Origin of the sequence: Micromonospora sp. C41, assembly GCF_018070485.1 — a bacterium.
GTDB classification, from domain to species: domain Bacteria; phylum Actinomycetota; class Actinomycetes; order Mycobacteriales; family Micromonosporaceae; genus Micromonospora; species Micromonospora chalcea.
On the sequence record NZ_JAGPXP010000007.1, the window covers coordinates 37,919 to 62,581 of the forward strand.

The window sequence follows — 24,663 nt, forward strand, 5'->3', positions numbered from 1 at the left end:
TCAGTCCAGGGTGAAGTAGTCGGGGCCGGCGTAGACGCCGGTCGTCAGCTTGGTGCGCTGCATGAGCAGGTCGTTGAGCAGGCTCGACGCGCCGAACCGGAACCAGTCCGGGCTCAGCCAGTCGGCGCCGACCGTCTCGTTGACCATGACCAGGTACTTGATCGCGTCCTTGGTGGTCTTGATGCCACCGGCCGGCTTGACGCCGACCTGACGCCCGGTGGCGGCGCGGAAGTCGCGGACCGCCTCCAGCATCACCAGCGTCACCGGCAGGGTGGCCGCGACCGGAACCTTGCCGGTGGAGGTCTTGATGAAGTCGCCGCCCGCGAGCATGGCGAGCCAGGACGCCCGCCGCACGTTGTCGTACGTGGCCAGCTCGCCGGTCTCCAGGATCACCTTGAGGTGGGCGTCCCCGCACGCTTCCTTGGTGGCCACGATCTCGTCGTAGACCTCGGCGTAGCGCCCGGCCAGGAACGCGCCCCGGTTGATCACCATGTCGATCTCGTCCGCGCCGGCCTCGACCGCCGCCCGCACGTCGGCGAGCTTGATCTCCAGCGGGGCCTGACCGGACGGGAACGCGGTCGCCACGCTGGCCAGGTGCACGCCGCTGCCGCGCAGCACCTCGGCCACGTACGGGACCATCGACGGGTAGACGCAGACGGCGCCCACGTGCGGGCAGCTCGGATCGGCCGGGTCGGGGCGCAGCGCCTTCGCGGCCAGCGCCCGCACCTTGCCGGGCGTGTCCGCGCCTTCCAGGGTGGTCAGGTCGACCATCCGGATCGCCAGGTCGATCGCCTCGGCCTTCGCCGTGGTCTTGATGGAGCGGGTGCCGAGCTGCGCCGCCCGCTGCTCCGCGCCGACCTGGTCCACGCCGGGCAGGCCGTGCAGGAAGGTCCGCAGAGCGGTCTCGGATCGTCCCAGCTCGGAGAGATCCGACCGGGCCGACGTCGTTGTCGCCGTCATGCCCCGAATAGTACGCACTCGCGAGTCCTGTGATCTTGGTCACGGTGAACGGGTTGCGAGCGTCGTACGTGAGCGGGGTCGCTGGTCGGGCCGCACCCACCGTGCGCCGGTCCACGGAGCGGTAGGTTGAGCGATCGTGGACGTAACCGTCATTGACCATCCGCTCGCCCAGACGCGGCTGACCGCCATGCGGGACGCCCGGACCGACTCGTCGTCGTTCCGGGCCGCGCTGCGCGAACTCACCACCATGCTGGTGTACGAGGCCGCGCGCTCCTTCCCGGTCGAGAAGTACTCGATCCAGACCCCGGTCACCGCCACCGAAGGCAGTCGGCTGGCGAACCCGCCGCTGCTGGTGCCGGTGCTGCGGGCCGGCCTCGGCATGGCCGACGCCGCGCTCGGCCTGCTGCCCGAGTCGTCGATGGGCTTCGTCGGCCTGGCCCGCGACGAGGAGACGTACGAGCCCCGCGCGTACATGGAGTCGCTGCCGCGCGACCTCAGCGGCCTGCCGGTGCTGGTGCTCGACCCGATGCTCGCCACCGGCGGCTCGCTGGAGCACTGCTGCCGGCTGCTCGCCGACCGCGGCTGCACCGACATCACCGTGCTCTGCGTGCTGGCCGCGCCGGTCGGCATCGAGCGGCTGGAGCGCTCCGGCCTGCCGCTGCGCCTGGTCACCGCCTCGATCGACGAGGGCCTGAACGACTCGAAGTTCATCGTCCCCGGCCTGGGTGACGCCGGCGACCGCCAGTTCGGCGGCATGCCCCGTTTCTGAGGCCGGTCCCGGTGCGGAGGGTCGGCCCTCCGCACCGGGAACCGGACTGCCCCGGCGAGTTGGTGCGCGGGGGTGCGGGGAGGCGCTAGCGTTCCGGGCCATGACTGGTGTTGCGCTCGCCGAAGAGCTGCTGCTCCTCGCGTACGACGACGAAACCGGCAAGGCCACCATGCCGCGGATCAGCCTTGACCTGGGCATGGCCGCGGCGGTGCTGGTCGAGCTGGCCCTGGCCGGACGGCTCGCGTACGCGGACGGGAACCTGGCGGTGATCGATCCGGCGCCGACCGGTGAGCCGATCGCCGACGCCGTACTCGCCAAGATCGCCGCGGAGACCCCGCATACACCCTCGTCCTGGGTGCAGCGGCTGCGGCACGGGCTGCGCGACCGGATCCTCACCGACCTCTGCGGGCGGGGCGTGGTCCGGGACGTGGAGGAGACCGAGCTGGACTTCATCCACGTGCACCGCTACCCGGTGGCGGACCCCTCGGTCGAGGCGGACATCCGGCAGCGTCTGGCCGACGCGCTGACCAGCGGGCAGCTCCCCGACGAGCGGACCGCCGCGCTCGCCACGCTGGTCGCGGTGCTGCGCATGGAGCCGGCGCTCGGGCTCACCGGCCCGGCCGCCGAGGACGCCGGGCGCCGCCTGGAGGAGATCGCCGCCGGCGCCGGGTTCTCCGGCTCGGTGAGCCTGGACGACAGCGTGGTGCGCCCGTCGATCAGTCTGGTCATCGCCGCGCTGGGCCAGGCCGTCGACGCCGCCCTGGGCAAGCGGTAAGGAAGGGCCCCCTCTTAACGCCTCCGGTAGAGGAAGGGCCCCTTATTAACGCGAGGCGTTAATAAGGGGCCCTTCCTTACACCCGGTCAGAGGCCGAGGGCGGCGGCGATCTCGTTGCGCAGCTCGGTCACGGCGGCACGCGCGCGCTGCCGGGCCGCCGGCACGTCGCCGCCGGTCACCGGCTCCACCACCTCCAGGTACGCCTTGAGCTTCGGCTCGGTGCCGGACGGCCGGATCACCACCCGGGCCGCGCCGGTGCGCAGGATCACCACGTCCGCGTCGGGGAGCAGGTCGGTCGCCTCGGTCACCGGCTGCCCGAGCAGCGCGGTCGGGGTGGCCGCCCGGATCCGCGCCATCGAGTCCGCGATGACCCGCAGGTCCTCCACCCGGACCGAGAGCTGCTCGGTGTGGTGCACGCCGAACTCGGCGGCCAGCTCGTCCAGCCGGTCGAGGAGCGTACGGCCCTCGGCCTTCAGACCGGCGGCCAGCTCGGCGACGGTCAGCGCGGCGGTGATGCCGTCCTTGTCGCGTACGTGCTCCGGCGCGACGCAGTAGCCGAGCGCCTCCTCGTAGCCGTACACGAGCGGCTCCCGGCCGCCGCCGGCCCGGACGATCCACTTGAACCCGGTGAGCGTCTCGTCGTAGGGCAGCCCCCGGGCCGCCGTCATGGCGCGCAGCAGCGCCGAGGACACGATCGTGGTGGCGTACAGGCCGGTCACGCCACGTCGCATCAGGTGGTCGGCGAGCAGCGCGCCCACCTCGTCGCCGCGCAGCATCCGCCAGGACCCGGCGTCGCGTACGGCCACCGCGCAGCGGTCCGCATCCGGGTCGTTGGCGATGGCGAGATCCGCGCCGGTGCGGTCGGCGAGCGCGACGAGCAGGTCCACCGCGCCCGGCTCCTCCGGGTTGGGGAAGCTGACGGTCGGGAACGCCGGGTCCGGCTCGGCCTGCTCCGGCACCACGCCCGGCACGCCGAACCCGGCGTGCGCGAACGCGGCGGTCAGCACCGCGCCGCCCACCCCGTGCAGCGGCGTGTACGCCACCTTCAGGTCGCGTGGCCCGGTCGGGTCCACCACGGCGGCGGCCTGTTCCACGTACGCGGCCACCAGGTCGTCGCCGAGCACCTGCCCGGCCGGGCCGAGCGGCACCTCGGCGAGCGGGCCGACGGCCCGGATGGCCGCCTCGATGCCGGCGTCGGCGGGCGGCACGATCTGCGCGCCGACGCCCAGCTCACCGCCGAGCTGCGCGCCCAGGTAGACCTTGTAGCCGTTGTCCTGCGGCGGGTTGTGGCTGGCGGTCACCATCACCCCGGCGACCGCGCCGAGCTGCCGGACCGCGAACGCCAGCACCGGCGTGGGCAACGGCCGGGGCAGCAGCAGCGCCGGACGGCCCGCCCCGGTGGCCACCTGGGCGGTGCGCTCGGCGAAGGCCAGCGAGCCGCGCCGGGCGTCGTACCCGATCACCAGCGGGCCCTCGCCGCCCTGGGCGGCGAGCCAGCGCACGAGCCCGGCGGCGGCCTGGGTGACCACGGCGAGGTTCATGCCGTTCGGCCCGGCGCGCAGCGGGCCGCGCAGTCCGGCGGTGCCGAACGTCAGCGGGCCGGCGAACCGGTCGGCCAGGTCGGTCGCCGTGCCGGGCAGCCCGTCCAGGACGGCGCGCAGCTCGTCGCGGTCGGCCGGGTCCGGGTCGTCGGCGAGCCAACGCTCGGCTCGGACGCGAAGGTCGTCTAGGTCAGTGGTTTCCGCCGCCATTGCCTCTTGATAGCACGGCGGCGGATCACCACTGGCCGTCGGCCTCGACTCAGTTCGCCTCGGTGAGCTGGAACGAGCCGACCATCGCGTCGAAGATCGGCTTGCTCTCCGCGAACCGCGCGTCGGTCGAGGAGAGGTAGAACGAGTAGACCTTGCCGTCCTTGACCACGCCCCGCCAGATGCCGTGACGCATGGACTCACCCTCGCCGCAGGTGTATTCGAGCTGGCCCGCGGTCTGCCCGGCGAGCGGCTGCTCGGAAACCGACACCTCGGTGTAGGGGGCGGGACAGGTCTTGCTCTTGGCGCTGTTCTTGTTCAGGTTCCGCGAGGCGAACTCGGCCCAGCTGATCGAGGTGCCGCCCCACGGCTCGGCGATCACCCGCACCTTGCGGCCCTCGTCCTCGGGGTCGACGTAGTCGACGTAGAGGCCGCCGGTCTGCCGCTGCCAGCCCTTCGGCACCTGGATGGTCACGCCCTTGACGGTCTGCTCCTGCATCTCGGGCGCGGCGGCGGCCGAGTTCGACGGCAGCGTGCCCACGATCGGCGGTGGCGTGTCGTCGCCGCCGCTGGTCAGCGCGATCACGCTCACCAGCAGCACCACGGCGAGGCCACCGGCGGCGGCGAGCTGGACCTTGCGCGGCCACGCCTTGATCCGGCCGAGCAGGCCCTTGGCCGAGCCGAGCGCGCCGCCACCACCGGCGGCCGGAGCGGTGGCCGGCGTGGTCCACGGCTGGCCGGTGCCGGGCACCGACCACTGGTTGCCGCCGCCGTACACCGGCTGGGTGGCGTCGGCGGCACGGCCGTAGACCGGCTGGGTGGTCGGCACCTGCTGGGTGGCGTCCGCGCCGGCGCCCTGGCCGAGCCGGACCGTGGCGTCCGGCGAGATGCGCTGGGTGGCCTCGGGCGCGGGCCCGGACATCGCGCCGGTCGGGGTGTGCAGCGGGCCGGCCAGCGCGTCCGCGCTGGTCTCGTCCAACGCGGCGTCGCCCGCCGCCGGCTTCTCGCCGGCGGGCCGCTCCCCGCGGCGCAGCGCGGCGAGCCGGTCGGTCAGCGACTCGTCCGGACCGATCATGGCCCGACCGCCGATCTGGCCGCTCGGCTTCGGCTCGGCCGCGATGGCCGGCGGCGTGGTCGGGCGCGGCACCGGCACCACCGCGTACGGGTCGGTGACCGAGTTGACCGCGGTGGCGGTGCTGGTCAGCGGCCCGGCGAGCAGTTCGCGCAGGTTGGCGCGGGCCCGGTGCACGTCCATCCGGCGGGCCGGGTCCTTCTCCAGCAGCCCCATCAGCACGCCGGTGAGCGGGCCGCTGCGCTGCGGCGTGGCGGGCGGGTCCTCGACCACGGCGTGCATGGTCTCGATCGGGTCGCCCTTGTCGAACGGGGGACGGCCCTCGACCGCTGTGTAGAGCGTCACGCCGAGCGAGAACAGATCGCTGGGCGGCCCGAACTCCTGGCCCATGGCCCGCTCGGGGGAGATGAAGTGCGGCGAGCCGAGCACCATGCCCGGCGTGGTGAGCTGCACGTCGGTGGGCATCCGGGCGACGCCGAAGTCGGTGAGCACGCAGCGGCCGTCGGAGCAGATCAGCACGTTGGCCGGCTTGACGTCGCGGTGCAGCACACCGATGGCGTGCGCCACCTCCAGCGCGCCGAGCAGCGCGATGCCGATCTTGGCGACGGCGCGCGGCGCGACCGGCCCGTCCTCGATCACCATGTCGGCGAGGCTGCGGGCGTCCAGCAGCTCCATCACGATCCACGGCCGGCCGCCCTCGGTGACCACGTCGTAGACCTGCACCACGGCCGGGTGCTGGATCGCGGCGGCGGCGCGGGCCTCCCGCAGCGTCCGTTCGTAGAGCGCGTCGCGGTCGCTCGGGGCGAGCCCCGGCGGGAGGACGACCTCCTTGACCGCCACGTCGCGGCGCAGCAATGTGTCTGTGGCCCGCCAGACCGTGCCCATGCCTCCGTTGCCCACCGGGGAGCGCAGCGAGTAGCGACCACCGATGGTGGTGCCGGGCGCCGCGCGTCCAGTGGGGGGACTGGCCGGTCCGCCGCTCCACGTCGGAATCTGAGTCACAGAAAAGCCACCGGGGGATATCGAGGGGGCTGGGACACAACCCCTCTATCTTGCTGGTTCCGACGCCCGATGCGAAACCCGACGCGGCGGGCGTTTACCTACTCGACGGTATGTGGCCGGTTGCTCACCTCCGGTGGTGTGCCGTGGCCAGGTGTGCGGTATCCCTCACCCACCAGGCGGTCAGCGCGTCCTACCATCCGGTAATGAGCGATGCGCGGTCAAGCGAGTCGGGTTTCCCGATCCAGGGCGTCTACACGGCGGCAGACCTTCCGGCGGACCTGGAGGCCCGGCTGGGCGAGCCGGGCGAATTCCCGTACACCCGCGGGGTCTACCCGACGATGTACACCTCCCGGCCCTGGACGATGCGACAGTACGCCGGCTTCGGCACCGCGACCGAGAGCAACGCGCGGTACCACCAGTTGCTGCGCGCCGGGACGATGGGCCTGTCCGTCGCGTTCGACCTGCCCACCCAGATGGGGTACGACTCGGACGACCCGATCGCGCACGGCGAGGTGGGCAAGGTCGGTGTCGCCATCGACTCCATCGAGGACATGCGCACGCTGTTCGGCGGCATCCCGCTGGACAAGGTCTCCACCTCGATGACGATCAACGCGCCCGGCTCGGTGCTGCTGCTGCTCTACCAGCTCGTGGCCGAGGAGAACGGCGTGCCGGGGGCGGCGCTCAACGGCACCATCCAGAACGACATCCTCAAGGAGTACATCGCCCGGGGGACGTACATCTTCCCGCCGAAGCCCTCGCTGCGGCTGGTCGCCGACACGTTCGCCTACTGCCGGGCCGAGGTGCCCAAGTGGAACACCATCTCGATCTCCGGCTACCACATGGCCGAGGCCGGCGCCTCGCCCGCGCAGGAGGTCGCGTTCACGCTGGCGAACGGCGTGGAGTACGTCCGCGCGGCGCTCGCCGCCGGGCTCGCAGTGGACGACTTCGCGCCCCGCCTGTCGTTCTTCTTCGTGGCCCGCACCACGCTGCTGGAGGAGGTCGCGAAGTTCCGCGCGGCCCGGCGCATCTGGGCCCGGCTGATGCGTGACGAGTTCGGCGCGAAGAACCCGAAGTCGATGATGCTGCGGTTCCACACCCAGACCGCCGGCGTGCAGCTCACCGCCCAGCAGCCGGAGGTGAACCTGGTCCGGGTGGCGGTGCAGGGCCTCGGCGCGGTGCTCGGTGGCACCCAGTCGCTGCACACGAACAGCTTCGACGAGGCGATCGCGCTGCCCACCGAGAAGGCGGCCCGGCTGGCGCTGCGCACCCAGCAGGTGCTGGCGTACGAGACGGACCTGACCGCCACCGTCGACCCGTTCGCCGGGTCGTACGTGGTGGAGGCGATGACCGCCGAGGTGGAGGCGGCGGCCACCGAGCTGATGGACCGCGTGTTCGACCACGGTTCGGCGGTGGACGCGATCGAGGCCGGTTTCCAGAAGCGCGAGATCGAGCAGTCGGCGTACCGGATCGCCCAGGAGATCGACTCGGGTGAGCGGGTGGTGGTCGGCCTCAACCGGTTCCAGATCGACGAGGAGGAGCCGTACGAGCCGCTGCGGGTGGACCCGGCGATCGAGGCGGCGCAGGGGGAGCGGCTGGCCCGGCTGCGCGCCGAGCGGGACTCCGGCGCGGTGGAGCGCGCACTGGCCGAGCTGCGTTCCGCAGCCGAGGGCGACGCCAACGTGCTCTATCCGATGAAGGAGGCGCTGCGCGCCCGGGCCACCGTCGGCGAGGTGTGCGGCACGCTGCGCGAGGTGTGGGGGATCTACCGGCCGAGCGATCGGTTCTGACGTTTTCAGGCGGCGGTCCCGTCGGCGCACGCAGGTGCCCGGCGCGGGCCGCCGTCGTGCGTCCGGTAGTGGTCTGAACTGGGCAAACGGGGCCGCTGAGGCGTACCGTTGGTCCCCTCCCGGGCGACGGCGCCCGGCCGGTCACGGCGGGTGGCCGGGCGGTGGCGCCCGGTGCCGCGCGTGTGCGATTCGGCGATTCGGGTAACCGGATCGGATGAACGGGACGGACAGCCTGTGCGGTCGACGGCCGGGCGGTCATGTCACCGTCGGGAGTCTTCCGGCAGCCGACAGTTGTCGCGCAATTGTCCGAGCGGCGGTTAATTGCCGTGACTAATGCGACAATTCGGAACAGCGGCCCGGATATTAGTGGCCGTTGAAACGGTTACGCGTTGTAGGAGGTGGGAGGCGGATGACGGGCTCCGACCGTGATCTACCTGCTGTCCCGCAGATATTCGAGCACTCTCACCAGGGCATTCGTGACGCTGCGCGGTCCGACCGCTACGCGAAAGATGTTGCGCAGCGTCACCGCCGGAGGTCTAGGCTGTCTGCTGTTCTACCCGATGATCCATCCATCTCTAGTGATCGAGAATTCGACGTGACGAGTGCGTTGACGCTGCCTTCCGGCGGCCCGCTGGCGTCGTCCCGGCCCGAGGCGCCGACCGGTTCCCAGCCCCTGCCCTTCGAGCTCGACCATCTCCTCGCGCTGCGCGTGCCCGGCCTGATCGCGACCCGCCGGCACCTCCACTCCCACCCGGAACTGTCCGGCGAGGAGTTCGAGACCGCCGCCCTGGTGCACCGCGAGCTGTCCCTCGCCGGGCTGAAGCCGCGCCTGCTGCCGAAGGGCAACGGCGTCATCTGCGACATCGACGGACGCCCGGACGGCCCGGTGATCGCGCTGCGCGCCGACATCGACGCGCTCCCGCTGGACGACCCGAAGGACGTGCCGTACCGCTCGACGGTGGAGGGCGTCTGCCACGCCTGCGGCCACGACGTGCACACGTCGGTGATGCTCGGCGTCGGCATGCTGCTGGCCCAACTCGCCGACATCGGCCAGCTCGACGGCCGGGTACGGCTGATCTTCCAGCCGGCCGAGGAGATCCTGCCCTGCGGCTCGCTGGAGGTCATCGAGGCCGGCGGTCTGGAGGACGTGGTGCAGATCTTCGCGCTGCACTGCGACCCGAACCTGCCGGTGGGCAAGGTCGGCCTGCGGGTCGGCCCGATCACCGCCGCCGCCGACAACGTCACCGTCCGGCTCACCGGGCCGGGCGGACACACCGCCCGCCCGCACCTGACAGTCGACCTGGTGGACGCGCTCGGCCGGCTGGTGACCGAGGTCCCGACCCTGATCAGCCGCCGGGTGCCGGCCAACAGCGGGCTGCTGCTGGTGTTCGGCCACGCCTCGGCCGGCACCCGTTACAACGTCATCCCCTCCGAAGCGTGCGCGGCCGGCACGCTGCGGGTGATGGACCGCGACACCTGGGACGAGGCGCCCAAGATCGTGGCTCAGGTGGTGCGGGACGTGCTCGCGCCCACCGGCGCCACTGTCGATCTGGAATACCTGCGCGGCCGGCCGCCGGTGACGAACGACGCCGGCGCGATCGGCGTGCTCACCGCCGCCACCGCCGCCGCGCTCGGCCCCGACGGCATCGCCGAGACGCCGCAGAGCATGGGCGGCGAGGACTTCTCCTGGTACCTGGAGCACGTCCCCGGCGCGCTCGCCCGCCTCGGCGTGGGCCGCAGCGGGCCCAATGTGGACCTGCACCGGGCCTCGTTCGACGTGGACGAGCGCGCCATCGAGGCGGGCGTACGCCTCATGGTCCAGACCGCGCTGCGGGCACTGGCGGCGGCGCGCTGACCGGAGCGTCGGCCGGACCGGCCGGGCCCGGCGGCATCGGGCCCAGGCCCGGCTGCGGCATCGCGCCCGGGCCGGGCGGCGGCGTCCGCCGGGCCCGCCGGCGCCGCCACAGGAGCAGCAACCACAGCGGTACGCCGATCACCACCGCGAAGGGCAGCACCGCCCCGAGCACGGTCAGCGCGATGCGGGCCGAGGCCCGGAACGCCGTCCACCCGCCGTCCAGCCCGCTGCGGAAGCCCAGATCCGCCTCCTCCTCGGCGGTGCTGGCGTCCTGCCCGAGCAACGTCACGGTGATGGTGGAGAGCGCGGTCAGGTCCGCCAGCCGGCGCTTGCGCGCCTCCAGCGCGGCCAGGTCCGCCTGACGGCTGCCCACCTCGTTCTCCAGCCGGACCAGCTCGTCCACCGAACTCGCCTGGGCGAGCAGCTTGCGGGCGCTCTCCACCCGCGCCCGCTGGGTGGCGATCCGGGCGTCCAGGTCGACCACCTGCTCGGTGACGTCCTCGGTGCGGATCTCCCGGCGCTCCTGGCGGCCGAGGCCGGCGAGCTGGTCGATCACACCGGCGAACTTGTCCGCCGGCACCCGCAGGGTCAGCACCGCCCGGGCCTCGGCGGAGCGGCTCGACCGCCGGTCGCCGCCGACGAACCCACCGGCCGCTGTCACCGCGGTGACCGCCTCCCGCGACGCGGCCTCCACATCGTCCACCCGGATCTGCATCGTCCCGGTGTAGATGATGGACCGCTGGTCGACCCGCAGGTCCGCGCCGCCGGTGCCGCCGGGAGCCGCCTGGTCGCGATCCGCGCCGCCCGCGGCGGGCTGCTCGCGCGCCGCGCCTCCGTCCATGGCCGGCGCAGCCGCGTCGCCGCCGCTGTCCTCGTCCGCGCCGCAGGCGCCCATGGCGAGCGCCGCGACCAGGCCCACCGCCACCAGGGCAAGGCCCCGGAACCGTCGTCCACCCATTCCCCGTACTCCGATCGTCGGCGGCCCCGCCCACCGGGACCGATACCTCGGACGTGGCGCGTGGTCGCGCCGGTTCCGGCAGACTGCGCTGAGGACATCACGATTCGGTATGCGAGGAGTCACGATGCACGTCACCAAGTACTCGCACTCCTGTCTCCGGCTGGAGCACGACGGGGCGGTGCTGGTCGTAGACCCGGGTGGCTTCAGCGAGCCGGAGGCGCTGGACGGGGCGGACGCGGTGCTCGTCACCCACGAACACCCGGACCATGTGGACGTCGCCGCGCTCACCCGGGCGCTGGAGCGGCGGCCGGTGCCGGTGCACGGCCCGGCCTCGCTCGCCGGGGTGCTCGGCGACGCCGCCGAGGCGCTCGTCACCGTCTCGCCGGGGCAGTCGCTCACCGTCGCCGGAGTGCCGGTGCGGACGTACGGCGGGCAGCACGCGGTCATCCACCCGGACATCCCGGTGATCCCGAACATCGGCTACCTGTTCGCCGACGTCCTCTACCACCCGGGCGACGCGCTGTTCGTCCCCGACGACGTGCAGGTGGACACGCTGTTCGCCCCGATCCACGCGCCCTGGTCGAAGTTCTCCGAGGTGGTCGACTTCATCCGCGCGGTCGCCCCGCGCCGGGCGTACGCGCTGCACGACGCGCTGCTCAACGGCAACGGCCTCGGCGTGCTGGACCGGCAGTACACCGCGTTGTCCAAGACCGACTACCGCCGTCTGGAGCCGGGCACCCGGATCGACGTCTGAGCATGGCCGAGGTGCCCGCGGAGGTGATCCGGCAGCTCTACGCCACGCCGCCGGACCGGTTCGTCGCGGCCCGGGACGCCGCCGTCGCGCAGGCGCGGCAGTCCGGCGACCCGCGTACCGCCCGCGAGATCGCCAAGCTGCGCCGGCCCACGGTGGCGGCCTGGCTGGTCAACCTGCTCGCCATCCGCCGGCCCGAGCTGGTCGCCGACCTGAGCCAGCTGGCCGAGTCGCTGCGTGCCGCGCAACGCGACCTGCGCGGCGGCACGCTGCGGGAACTGTCCGCGCAGCGGCGCGCCGTCGTGGGCGCGCTGGTGGCGGAGGTACGCCGTCTCGCCGCCACCGAACCCGCCGCGCCACCGGCCGGGCGGCTGCCGCTGGGCGAGGTGGAGGCGACACTCAACGCCGCGCTGTCAGACACCGAGGTGGCCGAACAGGTACGCGCCGGACGCCTGCTGCGGGCCAGCCACTACGCCGGGTTCGGCGAGGTGCCCCGCCCCCAGCTGCGGCTCGTGACAGGGGGCGAAGAGGCGCCTGTCGTACCGGATCGGGCGGCCGAGCGGGCCGACGCGCGCCGGGCCCGCGACGAGCGGGCGGCGCGGGCCGAACGGGCCGGGCGGCGGCGGACCGCGACCCGGGAGCTGACCCGGGCCCGGACGGACCTGGACCGGGCCGAGAAGGAGCTGGCGGCGGCCGACGCGGCCGAGCGGGACGGCGCCGCGACGCTGGACCGGATCGAGACCGAACTGGCCGAGCTGGAGCGTCGCCGGGCCGTGGCCGAGCAGGAGCTGAGCCGGGCCCGGCTGGCCCGGCGGGGCGCGGAACGGGCGGTCACCGCGGCCCGGCGCCGGGCCGGTGAGGTGGAGGCCGTGTTGGAGGCGCTCGACGCCGAAGAGGGGGATGCCGACACCGGTGACGACCGGGCAGACTGAGCGTGATGAATGGCTACGGTGGAGTGACGGGCGGCCGATGACTCCGGAACAGCTCGCCGCCGCCTGCAAACCGCTGGTGCTCGAACTCGGGGAGGCGTTCGCGCGCTGCCCGTCCACGCTGCGCCGGGCGCGGCTGCTGGGCATCTCCGGGTGGGCCTTCTACATCACCGGACGGGCCGGTGCGCTCGGTGACGTCCGCGCCGAGACGGTCGCCGCGGCGCTGGGCTTCATCGCCCCCGAGGCGGTCACCGACGGCTGGGACGCCGCCGCGCGCACCGTCCCGCCGCTGGAGGTGGCCGCCGCCAACCTGGCCGAGTGCTGCCGGTGGGGCACCGCCCGGCTCGGTGACGGCGCCGAGTCGTCCCGGCTCGCCGCGCTGCTGGGCCGGGCGGTCGAGGCGGCGGACGGCAGCGGCATGCCGCTGTTCGCCGCCTGGCGGGCCATGCCGGTGCCCGATCCGTCGCCGGGCGCCCGGGCGGCGGTCGGCATGCTACTGCTGCGCGAGCACTTCGCCGGGGCGTACCTGCTGGCGGTACGCGCAGCCGGTCTGACCCCGCTGGAGGCGGTGCTGGCCGGGCCGGAGGGCGAGGCGGGCGCGGCGGCGTGCGGCTGGGCGCCCCCGTACCCGCCGGTCGGGCCGCTGGTGCGACGCCGACTGTGGGCCGAGGCGGTGACCGACCGGCTGGCGTCGGCGGCGTTCCGCGCGCTCAGCACCGCCGAGGGGGCGGAACTGCTGGGTCTGCTCGGCGCCGCGCGGAAGCGCGCCCGGCGCGGATAAATGGGAGGCGGCCCCGCCGGTCCGGCTGCCAGGATCTGGCCCGTGACGCTCCCCGCCGGCTGGTCGGCCCGCCGCCCGACCCTCGACGACGTGCCCGCGATCCTGGCTGTGGTGCACGCCTCCGACACGTTCGCCGTGGGCTACCCCGACTTCGACGCCGAGGATGTGCGGTCCGCGCTGATCGCGCCGTTCGTCGACCCGGCGCGGGACTCCTGGCTGGTCACCGACCCGGACGGTACGGCGGTGGCCTGGTCGATCCTGGCCAACCCCAGCGGTGTCGGCCGGGAATGGGTGGACGTCCTGGTCGACCCCGACCGTGGCGCCGACCTGCGTGCGCCGCTGCTGGCGCGGCTGCTGGAGCGGGTCGCCGAACGTGCCGCCGAGCGCGGCCTGCCCGCGCTCACCGCCCGCGCCGGCGTGTACGCGCCGGAGACCCGCTGGGCCGGTGAGCTGGCCGAGGCCGGGTTCACCCGGATCAAGCGCTACATCCGGATGAGCCGCTCGCTGGCCGACCTGCCCGCCGAGCCGGCGCCCCCGCCCGGGGTGACGGTGCGGCCGCTGCGCGCCGACGACGAGAACGACCTGCGGCTGTTCCACCGGATCTACGACACCGCGTTCCGGGACACGCCCGACCACGACCCGCTCGACTTCGAGCAGTGGCGGGACCTGCTGCCCTCGTACGGGAAGGTCTGGGACGAGTGGTTCCTGGCCGAGGTCGACGGCGAGCCGGCCGGCGCGCTCCAGTCCTCCGACCAGGCGCTCGACCAGGACCGGGGGTGGGTGCGGACGCTGTCGGTGCTGCCCGCGTACCGGCGGCGCGGGGTGGGTGCGGCGCTGCTGCGCCGGGCCTTCGCGGTCTACGCGGCGAAGGGCCGCGAAGGGGCCGGGCTCGGCGTCGACCTGGCCAACCCGACCGCACCGGTCACGCTCTACCGCTCCGTCGGGCTGGTGGAGGAGCGCTGGGTCGACATGTACGAGCGGAGCGTGCCCGCCTCGCGGGTGTGACCCGGCACCCCTCGTACCGGGGTCGCCGAGCGCGGGTGCGGCCGCACGGCGCACACTGTGGGTGTGGGAGACGCGCTACGCGGACGCGGTGCCGGTGGGGCGGGACCGCAGCTCGGTGACGTAGTCGTCCGGCGCGCCCGCCTTCTCCGCGGCGTTCGCCAGCTCCGACAGGTACCACGCGGTGGGCAGACCGCCCTCGTAACCGTCGAACACGTAGACCCACGCGGTCACGTCGCCGTCGAGCGTCGACACGCGCACGGTCAGCCTGCGGTACGTCTCGGCGGTCACGCCCTCGATCTCGTCGAGCTGCGCGGCGTCGTACGGGTGGATGTCGTAGAGCGCCACGAAGACCCGGTCACCCGGGGACTCGACAACGGTGCTGACCGAGCCCTCCCATCCGATGACGTCCTCGCCGGCGAAGGTGAGCCGCCACCCCTCCAGCCAGCCGGTACCCACCATCGGCGAATGCGGGCAGTAGGCGCGCATGCGGGCCGGGTCCAGGTTTGAGCCGTAAGCAGCGTAGAGACGCACGGCGACGACGATAGCCCGGCTGGCGGGTGGGGGAGAATACGACAGTGCGTGTCGAACCCGACGGGGAGAAGAAAGTCACTGTGAGCACAGACGAGGGGCTAATGCTGTGAGCCAGATCGTGATCATCGGCGGCGGGCCGGCCGGGTACGAGGCGGCCCTGGTCGCCGCGCAGTTGGACGCCGAGGTCACAGTGGTCGAGGCGGAGGGGGCCGGCGGGGCCTGCGTGCTCTCCGACTGCGTGCCCTCCAAGACGTTCATCGCCAGCTCGGAGGTGGTCACCGGCTACCGGGACACCGAGGAGTTCGGCGTGCACTCCGACGGCCTGGAGGCGGTCACCGTCGACGCCCGGGCGGTGCACGAGCGGGTCAAGCGGCTCGCGCTGGCCCAGTCCGCCGACATCCACACCAAGCTGGTCAAGGCCGGCGTCGAGTTCGTGGCCGGCACCGCCCGGCTCGGCGAGGACACGCTCGGCCACACCCACCGTGTGATCGTCACCCCGGCCGGCGGCGGCGAGGAGTACTCCATCGCCGCGTCGACGGTGCTCGTCGCGACCGGCGCGACCCCGCGCCAGTTGCCCACCGCCGTACCGGACGGCGAGCGCATCCTGACCTGGCGTCAGGTGTACGACCTGCCCGACCTGCCCGAGCACCTGATCGTGGTCGGCTCCGGCGTGACCGGCGCCGAGTTCGCCAGCGCTTACCTGGCCATGGGCGTCAAGGTCACGCTGGTCTCCAGCCGGGACCGGGTCATGCCGCACGAGGACGCCGACGCCGCGATGGCGATCGAGCGGGTGTTCCGCAACCGGGGCATGAGCATCCTGAACAACTCCCGCGCCGAGGCGGTCCGCCGCGTCGGCGACGGGGTGGAGGTGGTGCTCTCCGACGGCCGCCAGGTCACCGGCTCGCACGCGTTGATCGCCGTCGGCTCGATCCCGAACACCGCCGACCTGGGCCTGGCCGAGTACGGCGTGGAGCTGGCCCGGGGCGGTTACGTGACTGTCGACCGGGTGTCCCGTACCAACGTGCCGGGCATCTACGCGGCCGGCGACTGCACCGGCGTGCTGCCGCTCGCGAGCGTCGCGGCCATGCAGGGCCGGATCGCCATGTGGCACGCGCTGGGCGAGGCGGTCCGGCCGCTGCGGCTGCGTACCGTCGCGGCGAACGTCTTCACCGACCCGGAGCTGGCCACCGTCGGCGTGTCCCAGGACGAGGTGGACGCCGGCAAGACCCCGGCCCGCCAGGTGATGCTGCCGCTGTCCGGCAACGCGCGGGCGAAGATGGACGACCTGGCCGACGGCTTCGTCAAGCTGTTCTGCCGGCCGGCGAGCGGCCAGGTGATCGGCGGCGTGGTGGTGGCGCCGAAGGCCAGCGAGCTGATCCTGCCGATCACGATGGCGGTGGAGAACAACCTCACCGTCAACGAGCTGGCCCACACCATCACGATCTACCCGAGCCTGTCCGGCTCCATCACCGAGGCCGCCCGCCAGCTCATGCTCCACGAGCTGGAGTAGCCCCTTTCTTTCGTCGATCATGGAGTTGCGGCCCCCGATCCGACCGGTATGCCCGGTCTGTGCGGGGTCACAACTGCATGATCGACGACTTTGGTCAGGGCGAGGTGCAGGGCCAGGGTGGTGATGACTGCCGTCTCCGTGAGGATGAGCGCGCGCTCGATCAGGCCCAGCAGGGCCCGGTCGCCGGGGTAGGCGGACCAGATCATCGCGCCCGCCAGCAGCAGGCTGGCCACGGTCAGGCCGCGCAGCCAGGCCGCGGCTCCGGCTGGTGGATGGCGGGCCAGCAGCCAGCCGGCCACCGGCAGGGCCAGGAACGACAGCACCGAGGCGTACCGGTGCACGTACGCGGCGGTGTCCATCGGCGTACCCGGCTCGTTAGTGGGCACCACCGCCGCGGCCAGCAACCCGGCCGACCAGGCGGTGAGCAGCGCGAGCGGCACCCGGCCCGCACCAGACCGCCGCAGCGCCGGCAGCAGCACCACGCTGGCCGCCGCGAGCACCGCCATCGCGGTGTCGATGACGCCGCCCCGATCGGAGACGGCGAAGTCGCTGACGGTCAGCGACCAGGGATCCAGATCGTCGCTCACCCCGACGTGACCCATCACCGCGAGCACCGCCGCCAGGACGATCCCGCCGAGGGCCAACAGGCCGCTGCTCCGCGTTCCAGGCATACGGCCAGCCTGTCGCCGGAACCGCCCCAGACGGATCCGGGACCACCACCCACTTCGCTACCCGGGTCGTCCCCTACCGGACCCCCGAGAACTCGTCAGGCCACGTCGAGGCGGATGTTCCCGATCCGGGCGACCACGTCGAGGTGTCCGCCCAGTCCGGTCACGTAGGCGCGCAGGATGTCCAGGTTGACGCTCTCGCCGTGCTCGATCTGGCTGATCCGTGCCTGAGACAAGCCGGCCGCTTCGGCCAGCTGGGCCTGGGTCATGCCCAACTGCTTGCGGATCTCCGCCAGCTGCGCGCCGCTGACCGAAGCCAGCATCTGCTCGCGGAACTGTCCCCGCCTGGCCACACGCTCGCTGTCGTCCCACGAGGGATCGATACTTCGGGCCTTCGCCTTGACGTCGCGCCAGTTCGCCCCACCACTCATGGCTTTTCTTCCTTCAAGTTGATCAGGTGCTCCTGGAACCGCTCGTCCGCCAACGGAATGGCGAGCCGGTACCAACTCTGCCACTGCCCCGCCTTGTCCCCGGCCACCAGGAAGATGGCTTCACGGGAGGGGTCGAACGCGAAGATCATCCGAACCTCTGAGGCGCCGCTCGAACCTGGCCGTAGTTCTTTCATGTGGTGATATGCGCTGCCCTTGAGCCGGTCGACCAGTGGTCGGCCCAGTGCGGGACCGTGCTCCGCCAGCAGGTCGAGCGCCTCGCTGACGAGGTCAGCGGTGCTCGGCTCACTCGTGCACAGGCCCAGGAACCAAAGCTCGACCTCAGGATGAAGCCTGATCTCCCACACCTGGTCAATATAACGAAAGCTTATGCGCGTGCGGGTCAACTCGGGCCTGAGCGTCAGCTGCCGGTCGAGTCGGCGGTGGCCTCGGCGCGGGTCTGCCGGGCGCTGCTGATCCAGGTCATCGCCCACCCGGCCAGCGCGAACCCGGCCGCCGCCACCCCACCGATCAGCAGCAGCCGCCACGCCGAGTGGGTCAGCGCCGTACCGCCCAGATGGCCGACGAGCGCGCCGTAACTGGACCAGGCGAGCGCCGCCGCCGCCTCGTAGGGCAGGAAGAGGCGGTACGGGTAGCGGCTGCGGCCGGCCGAGAAGCAGGCCGCCATCCGGCCGCCGGGCACGAACCGGCAGAGCAGGATCACCAGCGGCCCCGGCTCGCGCAGCCCGCGGGTGACCCGGGTGACGGCCCGGCGTGCCCGTCCGCGTGGCGTGGCCCGTGCCGGCCGGCGGGTCGGCGTGGTGCGGCCGATCAGGTAGCAGGTCAGGTCGCCGATGAAGACGCCGGCCGCGCCGACAGCGATGGTGACCGGCAGGCTGAGCCCGCCGTAGACGGTCAGCGCCCCACTCGTGATCATGACGAGCTGGGTCGGCACCACCGGGACGAAGGCGTCGGCGATCAGCAGGGTCAGCAGCAGCGCGTACGCCCACATGGGCGACGCGACGTCAGAGATGAGCTCGGCCACGACCGCCACCTCGCCGGAGTTCTCCGTTCGACCGGATCGAGGGTGACGCCGTGTCCGGCGTCACCACCACCGGCCCCACCTGGCGGTGACCAGCGACACCGACGGGCCGTAGGTGTGGAACGAGCCGACCCGGCCGGAAGTGACGGATGGGCGGGGCCGCGGAGCGGGGCGGCGGATCGACGGATCGCGGCGTACCGTTGGCGGGACGCGGCACCGGAGCCGTCGGGTCCCCCGTTCCCGATGTCCGGGCCGCCGCGGGTCGCCGGCAGGTCCCGTGTCGGCGACCCGCACCCTCTCTCCGAAATCCAGGTGCGCCGGTGTCGTCCGCGCGTCTACGGTCGGGGCATGCGCAGCGCGGTAGTGACCACGACGCCGGGTGTTCCCGGCGCGCCGCACTGACGTTTCCGTCGACGAGGCCCCGGGGCGATCCGCTCCGGGGCCTCGCGGCGTTCCGGGCCTGCTCGCCTCCGGGTCGTACCCGATCAAGGAGAGCGACATGATCGACCACCGCAGGCTCGGCCGGGACCTGGAGCTGTTCGTCTCCGACCCGCTCGCGGGCGCCGGGCTGCCGATCTGGCTGCCGGACGGCGCCGCCGCCCGGCACGCCGTCGAGGAGTACGTGCGGGAGCTGGAGCGGCGGGCCGGCTACCGGCACGTCTACTCGCCGCCGCTGGGCAAACGGGAGCTGTTCGAGCTGTCCGGGCACCTCGGCTACTTCGCCGACGACATGTTCCCGCCGATGCGGCTGAGCGCCGACGACGAGTTCGTGCTGCGTCCGGCGCTGTGCCCGCATCACGCGCTGGTGTTCCGCGCCCGTGGGCGCTCCTACCGGGAGCTGCCGCTGCGGATCGCCGAGCTGGGCGGCATGTACCGGGCGGAGCGTTCCGGGGTGCTCGGCGGGCTGTCCCGGGTGCGCGCCATCTCGCTCAACGACGCGCACACCTTCTGCGCGCTGGACCAGGTCGGGGACGAGGTCCGCGAGGTCCTGCGGCTGATCGGCGAGGCGCACGCCGCGCTCGGCGTCCGCCCCGCCGGGTTGCGGCTGTCGTTGCGCGGGCCGGGCCAGCGGTACGTGGGCGACGACGCGAGCTGGGCGCGGGCCGAGGACCTGCTCCGCGCGGCGCTCGACGGGGTGGACGTCGTGGAGGCGCCGGGCGAGGCCGCGTTCTACGGCCCGAAGATCGACATTCAGATCGTGGACGCGGCCGGCCGGGAGTCGACCATCTCCACCGTCCAGCTCGACTTCGACAAGCCGGAGCGGTTCGACCTGTCGTACACCGACTCGGACGGCCGCCGGAAACGGCCGGTGATGGTGCACCGCAGCCTCGTGGGCAGCATGGAGCGGCTGTTCGCGTACCTGATCGAGGTGCACGAGGGCGCGTTCCCCGCCTGGTACGCCCCGGTGCAGTTGCTGCTGCTCCCGCTCGACGCGGCGCAGGCCGACGCGGCCGCCGGGCTGGCCCGCCGGGCCGAGGTGGCCGGGCTGCGGGCCGAGGTGGACCATGCCGGCTCGCTCGGCGCCCGCATCCGCGACGCGGCCCGCAGGCGCATCCCGTACACCGGGGTGGTCGGCCCCCGGGAGGCGGCCGACGGGTCGCTCTCGCTGCGTCTGCGCGACGGCCGGGTGCTCGACCCGATGCCCGCCGCGCAGGCGCTGGGCCTGATCGGCGCGGTGGTCGCGAGCCGGTCGGCGGCGCTGCTCCCGGTCTGACCCCGGCCCGTCCGGGTGCCGGGAAGGCACCCGGACGGGGACCGGTGTCGGACCTGTGGCCGGGTCCACGTCAGTTCCCGACCGGCGTGCCGGCGCCGGCACGCATTCCGTTCGGCGGGCCGGCCGGTGCCGGCGCCGGAACCTCGTCGGTGATCACCGCGCCGGTGAACTGCGCCCGGTAGAGCCGGGCGTACGCGCCACCGGCGGCGACGAGCTGCTCGTGGGTGCCCTGCTCCACGATCCGGCCCTGCTCCATCATCAGGATCAGGTCGGCGTCGCGGATGGTGGAGAGCCGGTGCGCGATGACGAAGCTCGTCCGGTCCGAGCGCAGCGCCGCCATGGCGCGCTGGAGCAGCACCTCGGTGCGGGTGTCCACCGAGCTTGTCGCCTCGTCCAGGATCAGCAGTGACGGCTCGGCCAGGAACGCGCGGGCGATGGTGATGAGCTGCTTCTCGCCGGCGCTGACGTTGCTGCCCTCCTCGTCGATCACGGTGTCGTAGCCGTCCGGCAGGCTGCGGACGAACCGGTCCACGAACGTGGCCCGCGCGGCGGCGAGGATCTCCTCCTCGGTGGCGTCCGGGCGGCCGTAGGCGATGTTGTCCCGGATGGTGCCGCCGAACAGCCAGGTGTCCTGCAGCACCATGCCGATCCGGCCGCGCAGGTCGTCGCGGCGCATCGTGGAGATGTCCACCCCGTCCAGCGTGATCCGGCCGGCGTCCAGCTCGTAGAACCGCATGACCAGGTTGACCAGCGTGGTCTTGCCCGCGCCGGTGGGACCGACGATGGCGACAGTGTGGCCCGGCTCGGCGACCAGGGACAGGTCGTCGATGAGCGGCTTCTCCGGGTCGTACCGGAAGGAGACGTGCTCGAACTCGACCCGCCCGTGCGGGTCGGCGATCCGGGCCGGCTCGGCCGGGTCGGGGCTCTGCTCGTCGGCGTCGAGCACCGCGAAGACCCGCTCGGCCGAGGCCACGCCGGACTGCAGCAGGTTGGCCATCGACGCGACCTGGGTGAGTGGCTGGGTGAACTGCCGCGAGTACTGGATGAACGCCTGCACGTCACCGAGGCTCATCGAGCCCGACGCCACCCGCAGCCCGCCGACCACCGCGATCGCGACGTAGCTGAGGTTCCCGATGAAGAACATCGCCGGCATGATGATGCCGGAGACGAACTGCGCGCCGAAGCTGGCCCGGAACAACTCCTCGTTCTTGGCGTGGAAGGCGGCCTCGACCTCCTTCTGCCGGCCGAAGACCTTGACCAGCTCGTGCCCGGTGTACGCCTCCTCGATCTGGCCGTTCAGCTCGCCGGTGTGCTTCCACTGCGCGATGAACTTGCCCTGGGACCGCTTCGCGATCTGGCCGGTGACCACCACCGACAGCGGCACCGCGACCAGCGCGACCAGCGCCAGCAACGGCGAGATCCAGAACATCATCCCGAGTACGCCGACGACTGTGAGCAGCGACGTGAGCAACTGGCTCAGCGTCTGCTGCAGCGTCTGCGACACGTTGTCGATGTCGTTCGTGACCCGGCTCAGCAGCTCACCCCGGGGCTGCTTGTCGAAGTACGGCAGCGGCAGCCGGTTGAGCTTGTCCTCCACGTCGGCGCGCAGCTTGAGCACGGTGCGCTGCACCACCCCGTTGAGCACCCAGCCCTGCGCCCACTGCAGGATGCTCGCGCCGATGTAGAGCACCACCGCGAACGCCAGCACCCGGCCCAGCGCGTCGAAGTCGATGCCGGCGCCGGGGATGACGTCCATCCGGGCCAGCATGTCGGCGAAGTTGCCGTTGCCCTCGGCGCGGGCCGCCTCCGCCGCTGCCTCGGTGGTGGTGCCGGGCGGGAGCTGCCGCCCGATCACCCCGCTGAAGATGATGTCGGTGGCGTGGCCGAGCACCTTCGGTCCGACGACGCTGAGCCCGACGCTGCCCAGGGCCAGCGCGAGCACGCCGGTGAGCTGGAGTCGGTACGGCCGCAGCCGCCCCAGCAGGCGGCGCGCCGACGGCCCGAAGTTCATCGCCTTCTCGGCCGGCATGCCCATGTTCATGTGCGGCGGTCCACCGGCGGGCCGGCGTCCGGCCGGAGGCAGCCGCTTCGGTTCGTTCTTCTGCTGCGGCACCGGCGCGCTCACGCGGCCACCTCCGCCGTCTGCTGCGACGCCACGATCTCGGCGTACGTGGGGCAGCTCTCCAGCAGTTCCTCATGTCGTCCCATCCCGACGACACCCCCGTCCTCGAGCACGATGATCTGGTCGGCGTCGACGATCGTGGAGACCCGCTGGGCCACGATCACCACCGCCGCGTCCGCGGTGACCGGCTTGAGGGCGGCCCGCAGCCGGGCGTCCGTGCCGAGGTCGAGCGCGGAGAAGGAGTCGTCGAAGAGATAGATCTCCGGTTTGCGTACGAGCGCGCGGGCGATCGCCAGCCGTTGCCGCTGGCCACCGGAGACGTTCGTGCCGCCCTGCGCGATCGGCGCGTCCAGTCCGCCCGCCATCTCGGCGACGAAGTCACGCGCCTGGGCGATCTCCAGTGCGGCCCACAGGTCCGCGTCGGTGGCGTCCGGGTTGCCGTACCGCAGGTTGCTGGCGACGGTGCCGCTGAACAGGTACGGCCGCTGGGGTACCAGCCCGATCCGCCGCCACAGCTCATCCGGGGCGAGTTCCCGGACGTCCACGCCGTCGACCAGGACGGCGCCGGCGGTCGGGTCGACCAGCCGGGGGATCAGGGTCAGCAGCGTCGTCTTGCCGGCGCCGGTGGAGCCGATGATCGCGGTGGTCCGGCCCGGTTCGGCCCGGAACGAGATGTCGTGCAGCACCGGCGCGCTCGCGCCCGGGTACTGGAATCCGGCGCCGCGCAGTTCCAGCTCGCCGTGGCCGGTGACCTCGGTGACCGGGTCGGGCGCCGGCACCACCGACGAGTCGGTGTCCAGCACCTCCTCGATGCGTTCGGCGCAGACCGCGGCCCGGGGCACCATCATCAGCATGAAGGTGGCCATCATGACCGCCATCAGGATCTGCATCAGGTACTGCAGGAACGCGGTAAGCGCGCCGACCTGGATCTGGCCGGAGTCGACGCGCGCCGCGCCGAACCAGAGCACCGCGACGCTGGAGACGTTCAGGACCAGCATCACGATCGGGAAGATCAGCGCCTGGAGCCGTCCGATCCGCAGCGCGGTGGCGGTCAGGTCGGTGTTCGCCGCCCGGAACCGGTCGGTCTCGTACGGCTCCCGGACGAAGGCCCGGACCACCCGGATGCCGGTGATCTGCTCGCGCATCACCCGGTTGACGGTGTCGATCCGGGTCTGCATGAGCCGGAAGCCCGGCACCATCCGGCGGATGATCAGGCCCAGCGCGACGGCGAGCACCGGTACGCAGACCAGCATCAGCCAGGAGAGCCCGACGTCCTCGCGCAGCGCCATCACCACGCCGCCGACGCTCATGATCGGCGCGGCGACCAGCATGGTGCAGCTCAGCAGCACCAGCATCTGCACCTGCTGGACGTCGTTGGTGTTGCGGGTGATCAGGGACGGCGCGCCGAACCGGGCCACCTCGCGGGCGGAGAAGCTGTTCACCCGCCGGAAGATGGCGCCCCGCACGTCGCGGCCGAAGCCCATCGCGGTCTTCGCCCCGAAGTAGACGGCGGCGATCGAGCAGGCGATCTGGAGCAGGCTGACGAGCAGCATCCAGCCGCCCGTACGCAGGATCTGGTCGGTGTCGCCGACGGCGACGCCGCGGTCGATGATGTCGGCGTTGAGGCTGGGCAGGTAGAGCGAGGCGATGGTGCCGACGAACTGGAACGCCACCACGGCGACCAGCCATCGTCGGTACGGGCGTAGATGTGTGCGGAGCAGGCGGATCAACACGGATGGCTCCCCGTTGGCGGCTCGGTGTCGGACTCGCTGTCCCGGTTCAACCGACGGAGGTCTCCGTCGGACATGCCGGTGATGATTTCGATCAGGAACTCGCGGATGACCGCCCGCTTGTCCGGGTCGGCGTCGACGGACGTCAGTGGCCGGTCGCTGTGGATCATGTCGATGATGGTGCGGGCGTGCTCGCCGCCCTTGTCGGTGAGGGCGAGCCGGACGGTGCGGCGGTCCTCGGGCGCGCGGCGCCTGGTGACGAAGCCGTCGCGTTCGAGGGTGTCCACGATGCCGGTGAGCGTGGCGGGCCGGACGAAGCACAGCTCGGCCATTTCCCGGTGGCTCACGTCGCCGGATCGGAGGAGGATCATCAGGACCCGCATGCCGGCGGACGTGAGCCCGTGGTGTTCGGCGAGGTAACGCCCCCAGTGCTGCTCGACGACGTGGCCGGCGATGGAGACCAGCCGGCCGAGTGGCGCGTGGTGCAGGGCGTCGGGGAAGCGGACGAGCGGGCCCATGTTCACGA

The 24,663-nt window shown here is 72.7% G+C and carries 22 protein-coding genes; 10 read left to right on the forward strand and 12 right to left on the reverse strand.

Annotation, left to right across the window (positions count from 1 at the left end):
• A complete protein-coding gene (gene deoC / locus KBX43_RS10185; RefSeq protein WP_030501215.1) occupies window positions 1-960 on the reverse strand; it encodes a deoxyribose-phosphate aldolase in 960 nt (319 codons plus the stop codon).
• Window positions 961-1,096: 136 nt separating this feature from the next.
• Between deoC and upp the strand changes: the two genes are divergently transcribed.
• Window positions 1,097-1,729, forward strand: a complete 633-nt coding sequence (gene upp / locus KBX43_RS10190) for a uracil phosphoribosyltransferase (RefSeq protein ID WP_043326733.1) — start codon at window positions 1,097-1,099, stop codon at window positions 1,727-1,729.
• A gap of 100 nt (window positions 1,730-1,829) precedes the next feature.
• Window positions 1,830-2,504, forward strand: a complete 675-nt coding sequence (locus KBX43_RS10195; protein WP_069087165.1) for a GPP34 family phosphoprotein — start codon at window positions 1,830-1,832, stop codon at window positions 2,502-2,504.
• An 86-nt stretch (window positions 2,505-2,590) separates the two neighbouring features.
• Here the strand turns inward: KBX43_RS10195 and KBX43_RS10200 are convergent, their stop codons facing one another.
• Together KBX43_RS10200 and KBX43_RS10205 are read right to left on the reverse strand one after the other, a co-directional pair.
• Window positions 2,591-4,255, reverse strand: a complete 1,665-nt coding sequence (locus KBX43_RS10200) for a phospho-sugar mutase (protein ID WP_210884194.1) — start codon at window positions 4,253-4,255, stop codon at window positions 2,591-2,593.
• Window positions 4,256-4,304: 49 nt separating this feature from the next.
• On the reverse strand, window positions 4,305-6,326 hold the full coding sequence (locus KBX43_RS10205) for a serine/threonine-protein kinase (RefSeq protein ID WP_043326728.1): 2,022 nt from the start codon (window positions 6,324-6,326) through the stop codon (window positions 4,305-4,307).
• A gap of 203 nt (window positions 6,327-6,529) precedes the next feature.
• On the opposite strand from KBX43_RS10205, the gene KBX43_RS10210 reads away from it, so the two are divergent.
• The gene (locus tag KBX43_RS10210) at window positions 6,530-8,113 is read left to right on the forward strand and encodes a methylmalonyl-CoA mutase (RefSeq protein ID WP_043326726.1); all 1,584 of its coding nucleotides are present in this window, start codon (window positions 6,530-6,532) and stop codon (window positions 8,111-8,113) included.
• A gap of 595 nt (window positions 8,114-8,708) precedes the next feature.
• Window positions 8,709-9,968, forward strand: a complete 1,260-nt coding sequence (locus tag KBX43_RS10215; RefSeq protein ID WP_043326724.1) for an amidohydrolase — start codon at window positions 8,709-8,711, stop codon at window positions 9,966-9,968.
• Here KBX43_RS10215 and KBX43_RS10220 read toward each other — a convergent pair.
• Window positions 9,925-10,926, reverse strand: coding sequence for a DUF4349 domain-containing protein (locus KBX43_RS10220; RefSeq protein ID WP_113972051.1), 1,002 nt, complete (start codon window positions 10,924-10,926; stop codon window positions 9,925-9,927). The genes KBX43_RS10215 and KBX43_RS10220 overlap by 44 nt on opposite strands.
• Before the next feature lie 124 nt (window positions 10,927-11,050).
• Between KBX43_RS10220 and KBX43_RS10225 the strand changes: the two genes are divergently transcribed.
• Genes KBX43_RS10225 through KBX43_RS10240 form a run of 4 tightly spaced genes read left to right on the forward strand, consistent with a single transcriptional unit; the run spans window position 11,051 to window position 14,392 of the window.
• Window positions 11,051-11,680 carry an MBL fold metallo-hydrolase gene (locus KBX43_RS10225; RefSeq protein WP_043326720.1) on the forward strand — a complete coding sequence of 210 codons (630 nt, stop codon included), beginning with the start codon at window positions 11,051-11,053 and terminating at the stop codon, window positions 11,678-11,680.
• 2 nt (window positions 11,681-11,682) lie between these two features.
• Entirely contained in the window at window positions 11,683-12,609 is a 927-nt protein-coding gene (locus KBX43_RS10230; protein ID WP_064447636.1) for a hypothetical protein, read from the forward strand.
• Window positions 12,610-12,646: 37 nt separating this feature from the next.
• Window positions 12,647-13,387, forward strand: coding sequence for a hypothetical protein (locus KBX43_RS10235; protein WP_064447637.1), 741 nt, complete (start codon window positions 12,647-12,649; stop codon window positions 13,385-13,387).
• Window positions 13,388-13,429: 42 nt separating this feature from the next.
• Window positions 13,430-14,392, forward strand: coding sequence for a GNAT family N-acetyltransferase (locus KBX43_RS10240; protein ID WP_043326715.1), 963 nt, complete (start codon window positions 13,430-13,432; stop codon window positions 14,390-14,392).
• 75 nt (window positions 14,393-14,467) lie between these two features.
• On the opposite strand, the gene KBX43_RS10245 is transcribed toward KBX43_RS10240, so the two are convergent.
• Entirely contained in the window at window positions 14,468-14,923 is a 456-nt protein-coding gene (locus KBX43_RS10245) for a gamma-glutamylcyclotransferase (protein ID WP_030501227.1), read from the reverse strand.
• 106 nt (window positions 14,924-15,029) lie between these two features.
• Here KBX43_RS10245 and KBX43_RS10250 point away from each other — a divergent pair, with 106 nt between their 5' ends.
• The gene (locus tag KBX43_RS10250) at window positions 15,030-16,433 is read left to right on the forward strand and encodes an NAD(P)H-quinone dehydrogenase (protein ID WP_043326713.1); all 1,404 of its coding nucleotides are present in this window, start codon (window positions 15,030-15,032) and stop codon (window positions 16,431-16,433) included.
• Window positions 16,434-16,450: 17 nt separating this feature from the next.
• On the opposite strand, the gene KBX43_RS10255 is transcribed toward KBX43_RS10250, so the two are convergent.
• The 4 genes from KBX43_RS10255 to KBX43_RS10270 all read right to left on the reverse strand — a co-directional run bounded on the left by KBX43_RS10255 (window position 16,451) and on the right by KBX43_RS10270 (window position 18,574).
• Window positions 16,451-17,104 carry a DUF998 domain-containing protein gene (locus KBX43_RS10255; protein ID WP_113972050.1) on the reverse strand — a complete coding sequence of 218 codons (654 nt, stop codon included), beginning with the start codon at window positions 17,102-17,104 and terminating at the stop codon, window positions 16,451-16,453.
• 95 nt (window positions 17,105-17,199) lie between these two features.
• Window positions 17,200-17,532 (reverse strand): helix-turn-helix domain-containing protein, encoded by a 333-nt coding sequence (locus KBX43_RS10260; protein WP_113972049.1) that lies wholly within the window; start codon window positions 17,530-17,532, stop codon window positions 17,200-17,202.
• Entirely contained in the window at window positions 17,529-17,897 is a 369-nt protein-coding gene (locus KBX43_RS10265; RefSeq protein ID WP_064447641.1) for a type II toxin-antitoxin system RelE/ParE family toxin, read from the reverse strand. Before KBX43_RS10265 ends, KBX43_RS10260 begins: the two co-directional genes overlap by 4 nt.
• A gap of 53 nt (window positions 17,898-17,950) precedes the next feature.
• The gene (locus KBX43_RS10270; protein ID WP_043330647.1) at window positions 17,951-18,574 is read right to left on the reverse strand and encodes a DedA family protein; all 624 of its coding nucleotides are present in this window, start codon (window positions 18,572-18,574) and stop codon (window positions 17,951-17,953) included.
• 496 nt (window positions 18,575-19,070) lie between these two features.
• On the opposite strand from KBX43_RS10270, the gene thrS reads away from it, so the two are divergent.
• The gene (gene thrS / locus KBX43_RS10275) at window positions 19,071-20,285 is read left to right on the forward strand and encodes a threonine--tRNA ligase (RefSeq protein WP_113972048.1); all 1,215 of its coding nucleotides are present in this window, start codon (window positions 19,071-19,073) and stop codon (window positions 20,283-20,285) included.
• Window positions 20,286-20,355: 70 nt separating this feature from the next.
• Here the strand turns inward: thrS and KBX43_RS10280 are convergent, their stop codons facing one another.
• From KBX43_RS10280 to KBX43_RS10290, 3 genes are read right to left on the reverse strand one after another with little or no spacing between them, the layout of a single operon-like run.
• On the reverse strand, window positions 20,356-22,410 hold the full coding sequence (locus KBX43_RS10280) for an ABC transporter ATP-binding protein (protein WP_043326707.1): 2,055 nt from the start codon (window positions 22,408-22,410) through the stop codon (window positions 20,356-20,358).
• Complete coding sequence (locus KBX43_RS10285; protein WP_064447642.1) at window positions 22,407-24,140, reverse strand: ABC transporter ATP-binding protein; 1,734 nt, start codon at window positions 24,138-24,140, stop codon at window positions 22,407-22,409. The genes KBX43_RS10280 and KBX43_RS10285 overlap by 4 nt, the downstream gene beginning before the upstream one ends.
• Entirely contained in the window at window positions 24,134-24,655 is a 522-nt protein-coding gene (locus KBX43_RS10290) for a MarR family winged helix-turn-helix transcriptional regulator (RefSeq protein ID WP_043330646.1), read from the reverse strand. Before KBX43_RS10290 ends, KBX43_RS10285 begins: the two co-directional genes overlap by 7 nt.
• Between the last annotated feature and the right edge of the window lie 8 nt (window positions 24,656-24,663).